The sequence below is a fragment of the Nitratidesulfovibrio oxamicus genome (assembly GCF_015731765.1).
Lineage (GTDB): Bacteria > Desulfobacterota > Desulfovibrionia > Desulfovibrionales > Desulfovibrionaceae > Cupidesulfovibrio > Cupidesulfovibrio oxamicus.
This window is the reverse complement of sequence record NZ_VRYY01000207.1, coordinates 1-4,332: the sequence shown is the minus strand read 5'-3', so window position 1 is coordinate 4,332 and position 4,332 is coordinate 1. Positions and strand designations below refer to the sequence as shown.

Here is a 4,332-nt window from a genome sequence, read left to right as displayed (position 1 = left end):
CTCTTCCGATCTAAAGGCCAGCAGGCAGGGCCCTGTCACGGACCAGAACGCGGCACGGCCCGCGCCGCCGCCCGCCCCGTCATCGGGGGGCGGACACGGCGGTACGGGCCGGTATGGATCGTCGAAAAGCGGTTGCAAGGCCGGATGGTCCCCGGTGGGCGCGCCTGCGCCCTTCCCGATGCCAGGCCCGAGGCCCGGACAGTCCACCGAGGCATTGGCCCCGTCGTGCGACGGTGCCGCTGCCACCTGCGGGCTGCGGGAATCGGGAGGATGGCTGTCCATGCGCGCGAAAAGAGAAGTTACGGGGTTTGACCCGCCCCGCCATCCCCTTCGCCGGTTGCCGGGTCCGGGGCATCGAAGCGCATGGGGGGCATCTTTTCAGGGGTGCGCACCGGCCCCGGCAGGGTGCCCGCCAGACGCGCCGCCGTGGCGGGGTCTGAGGCCACCAGGTCGCCGAAGCGCAGGTGCAGCCGGTATTCGCGCATGTACCACGCCAGCGCGTTGCGCAGGGCGCGCACCACGCCGTCGTCGTTCAGCAGGTGCGACTGGCCGGGAAAGCCGGAAGCGCCGGGCACTTCGTCCAGCCCGTCCAGTTCGGTGGCCAGCCGGGGGCGGCGGCCAAGGCGTCCGCCCACCACCACCCGCCAACCCTCGCGGGCCACGGGCAGGGCCTTTTCAGGGCAACGCTTGATGCACAGTCCGCAGGAAAGACAGTTTTCGGGGTGCAGGCGCGGCCCGTCTTCTTCCACCGTCATGGCGTGGTCGGGGCACAGCCGTTCGCACAACCCGCAGCGGGTGCAGGCATCGGTGGCGCTGCCCGGCGTCCAGGCCCGGATGATGCCCACGTCCGCGATGTGCGGGCGCGAGCAGCCGTTGGGGCAGGCGGACACCGCCACCCGGAAGGCGTGGTGGTGCAGGATGGGTCCGCGTACCACGTCGCGCAGGAAATCCGGCCAGCCGCTTTCGGCCACCACCCGTTCCAGCCGGGCCAGAAAGCCATCCGGCACGGGCAGGGAAAAGCGGCAGGTGCCCCCGCGAGAGGAGGCAACGGTCGTACCGCGACAACCGTTGACGATGAAGGGAGAGGGAGCGCGATCAGACATGATACTCCTGTGGCGTGTCCGCCATGCGTGCACCCTGGCACGGCGGCGGGTTCCGGTCAGTGACGCAGGTCACAAGGGGCGGATGGGCACGGCGGCGCTACCCTGTCCGTGCTGCCTGCCAATGATGGTAAAGCAATTCCACGTGTCCCGAACACAAAAGGGGCATGGCCGTATTGATGTCCTCCAGCGGCCAATCCCACCAGCACATTTCGAGCAACATGGCGATCTGGTCTTCTGAAAATCGCTTGCGCACGGTTCGACCGGGGTTGCCAGCAACAATGGAATACGGTTCCACGTCCTTGGTCACCACGGCCCGCGCACCGATCAGGGCTCCATGTCCCACATGAATGCCCGGCATCACGACGGCCTCGGCGCCTATCCAGACATCGCTGCCGATGACCGTATCACCCGCGCGCTCGAATGCATCCACGGCTTCCCGAAAATTCCCGCCGTCGCGCATGTAGAAAAAGGGATACGTCGAAACCCAGCCATGGTTGTGCCCCTGGTTTCCGGCCATGATGAAACACGCACCAGTACCGATGGAACAAAAGCTGCCTATGACGAGTCTGTCCACGTCGTCACGGTCGTGCGCGAGGTAGCGCGCGCAATCATCGAACCCATGTCCGTGATAATAGCCGGAATAATAGCTGAAGCGTCCCACCCGGATGTTGGGATTCGCCACCTGCTCCGAAAGAAACTTACCCTGGAACGGGCTTTCGAAGGGATTGCGCATGGGGCCTGGGCCTTTCGTTGTTTGCGGCACTGGAAGCCCTACTTGCCGATGCAGAACGAAGAAAAAATATGCTCCAGCACCTCTGAGGGGGTGGTCTCGCCAGTGATTTCGGACAGCACGGCGCAGGCGCCGTCCAGTCGCACCGAACACAGGTCGTACGGCACCCCGGCGTGGACGTCCGCCATCAGGGCATCCAGTTCGTCCAACGCACGGCGCAGCACCTGGGCCTGGCGCAGGTTGGGGGCAAGGTCGCCGGATTCCGGCTCTCCGCCCGCATCGCCCCCGCCAAGGCCCGCCAGCACCATGGTCCGCGCGGCGGCGGCCAGTTCGTCCACCCCCTGCCCGCCCAAGGCGGATACGCCCACGCAGGGGCAGCCCTCCACCTCTTGCGGACACTGGAAGGCGGCTGCGCCCCCGTACCCACCGGCAAGATCGGTCTTGTTCAGCACCACCAGCACCCGGCCTGCCGGGACAACGGATTGGGCGGATTGAGACGAAGGGGCGGATCGGGCGGGCTGCGCGCCAGACACATGCTGGTCGCGCACATGTCGCAGCAGTTCGCGCTCGGCATGCCCCAGCCCGGCGGCGGCGTCCACCACCAGCAGGACCAGGTCGGCCTGAGCCACCAGGTCGCGGCTGATGCGCACCCCCTCCTGCTCCACGATGTCGCCGGTGTCGCGCAGTCCCGCCGTGTCCACCAGACGCACCGGCAACCCGGCCAGTTGCACCGGTTCCTCGATGAAATCGCGCGTGGTGCCGGGCATGTCGGTGACGATGGCCCGGCGGCGCCCCAGCAGGGCGTTCATCAGGCTGGACTTGCCCGCATTGACGTGCCCGGCCAGCACCACCAGCGCGCCCTCCTGCCAGCAGCGGCCCCGCTGGTGGGCGGACAACAGCCCGCGCACCCCGGCGGCAACGGCATCGCATTCGGCCACGAAGGCCTCGGGGGCAAGACAGTCCACCTCGTCCTCCGGAAAGTCCACGGCCACGCACACCTGCGCGCGCAGGTCCAGCAGGCGCGCCCGCAATTCCGCCACCCGCGCGCCCAGCAGCCCCTGCAACCGTGCCTGGGCCAGGCGCAGCCCACCCTGTGCGGGCGCGGCGATCATCTCGGCCACGGCTTCGGCCTGGGTCAGGTCCATGCGTCCGTTCAGAAAGGCCCGTCGGGTGAATTCGCCCCGGTCGGCAAGCTGTGCGCCACAGGCGCAGGCCGCCTCCAGCACCGCCGCCAGCACGGCAGGACCGCCGTGGCAGTGGATTTCGGCCACGTCCTCGCCGGTAAAGGTGCGCGGGCCGGGCATGGCCACGGCCAGCACGTCGTCCAGCGGCGCGCCCGTGGCGTCGCACACGCGGCCCCGGTGCAGCGTCCAGGGCCGGAACCCGGCAAAACGCGGCGAAGCGGGCAGGAACAGCCGCCCCAGAATGGTATGGCTGTCCGGCCCGCTGATGCGGATTATGCCCACCCCCCCGTGACCGGGCGGGGTGGCGATGGCGGCGATGGTGCCTTCCTGCCGCATGGCGTGCTCCCCGGCGCGGCGACCTGCCCGGCCCCATGGATCCGGCGGCGCGCGCCCTTGCGGACGCGAACGGGGGAAACCCTGTGGGCCTCCCCCGCGACGCGATTCAACGATATGTGTACCGCCGCCTGCCGCGAACGGAAACATCCGCCCGCGCGCCGGTGGCAGTGACGCCCCGGCGGGGCCGGTCAGCCTAGCCTTTCTTCTTGCGCATGATGATCACCCGCTTCAGCGGGCCGTCGCCCTTGCTGCGGGTAACCACCTCTTCGTCGTCCTGCAAGGTCACGTGCACCACCCGGCGGTGGTACGAGCTGAGCGGACGGGTGGATTGCGGCTTGCCGGTGGCGTGCACCTTTTCGGCCAGGTGCAGGGCGATGTCGCGCAGCTTGTCGTCCTGGCGTTCGCGGTAGTCGCCGGAATCCAGCTGCACCCGCACCGATGCGCCAAGCTTGCGCGAAACGATGCGCGAGGCCAGGTACTGCAACGCCGACAGGGTCTGCCCCTCGCGGCCTATGAGCAGCCCGGAATTCTCGCCGCAATCCACGGAAACGTTGACGCGGCCTTCGGCCAGTTCCACGGTGAAGCCCGCTTCGCCGATGACCGGGGTAACCAGGCGTTCCATGACCTCCACAGCCACCTGGGTCACCTGTTCCCGGTCCAGCTGTTCCAGCGGGATTTCCGGCAGGCCGTCGCCGCCGTGCTCGTCGGACCCGTCCAGCATGTCCAACATATCCGGCATATCCAGCCCTGCGTCACTGCCGGGCCTGTCCGGTCGGGGGTGCCGTTCCTGACTCTCTGATCGGGCTGATCGGGCCGATCGGGCTGGCCGGGCCGAGCTGGCCGGGCTCTGCGACCTGTCCGGTCGTTCCGAACGTTCGCCATTGCGGCGGGGACCACCACGGCGGTCCTGTTGCCCCGCCTGCGCGCCGGTTTCTCCATCCTGCGGCTGGCGTGCGGGACGCGGCCCGCGCGGGGCCTG

The 4,332-nt window shown here is 68.8% G+C and carries 4 protein-coding genes; all 4 read right to left on the bottom strand.

Going from position 1 to position 4,332, the window contains the following annotated elements:
• Positions 1 to 299: 299 nt before the first annotated feature.
• Positions 300 to 1,103 carry a 4Fe-4S binding protein gene (locus tag FVW20_RS08280; protein ID WP_196609044.1) on the bottom strand — a complete coding sequence of 268 codons (804 nt, stop codon included), beginning with the start codon at positions 1,101 to 1,103 and terminating at the stop codon, positions 300 to 302.
• Between the two features lie 97 nt (positions 1,104 to 1,200).
• Entirely contained in the window at positions 1,201 to 1,836 is a 636-nt protein-coding gene (catB, locus tag FVW20_RS08275; RefSeq protein ID WP_196609043.1) for a type B chloramphenicol O-acetyltransferase, read from the bottom strand.
• Between the two features lie 38 nt (positions 1,837 to 1,874).
• A complete protein-coding gene (gene mnmE / locus FVW20_RS08270; protein ID WP_196609042.1) occupies positions 1,875 to 3,353 on the bottom strand; it encodes a tRNA uridine-5-carboxymethylaminomethyl(34) synthesis GTPase MnmE in 1,479 nt (492 codons plus the stop codon).
• A gap of 193 nt (positions 3,354 to 3,546) precedes the next feature.
• Positions 3,547 to 4,092, bottom strand: a complete 546-nt coding sequence (locus FVW20_RS08265) for a Jag family protein (RefSeq protein WP_307831434.1) — start codon at positions 4,090 to 4,092, stop codon at positions 3,547 to 3,549.
• Between the last annotated feature and the right edge of the window lie 240 nt (positions 4,093 to 4,332).

Bases quoted from the DNA above. Each gene is read 5' to 3' on its own strand.
- FVW20_RS08280 (WP_196609044.1), bottom strand. From the start codon at position 1,103: ATGTCTGATCGCGCTCCCTCTCCCTTCATCGTCAACGGTTGTCGCGGT.
- catB (WP_196609043.1), bottom strand. From the start codon at position 1,836: ATGCGCAATCCCTTCGAAAGCCCGTTCCAGGGTAAGTTTCTTTCGGAG.
- mnmE (WP_196609042.1), bottom strand. From the start codon at position 3,353: ATGCGGCAGGAAGGCACCATCGCCGCCATCGCCACCCCGCCCGGTCAC.
- FVW20_RS08265 (WP_307831434.1), bottom strand. From the start codon at position 4,092: ATGCCGGATATGTTGGACATGCTGGACGGGTCCGACGAGCACGGCGGC.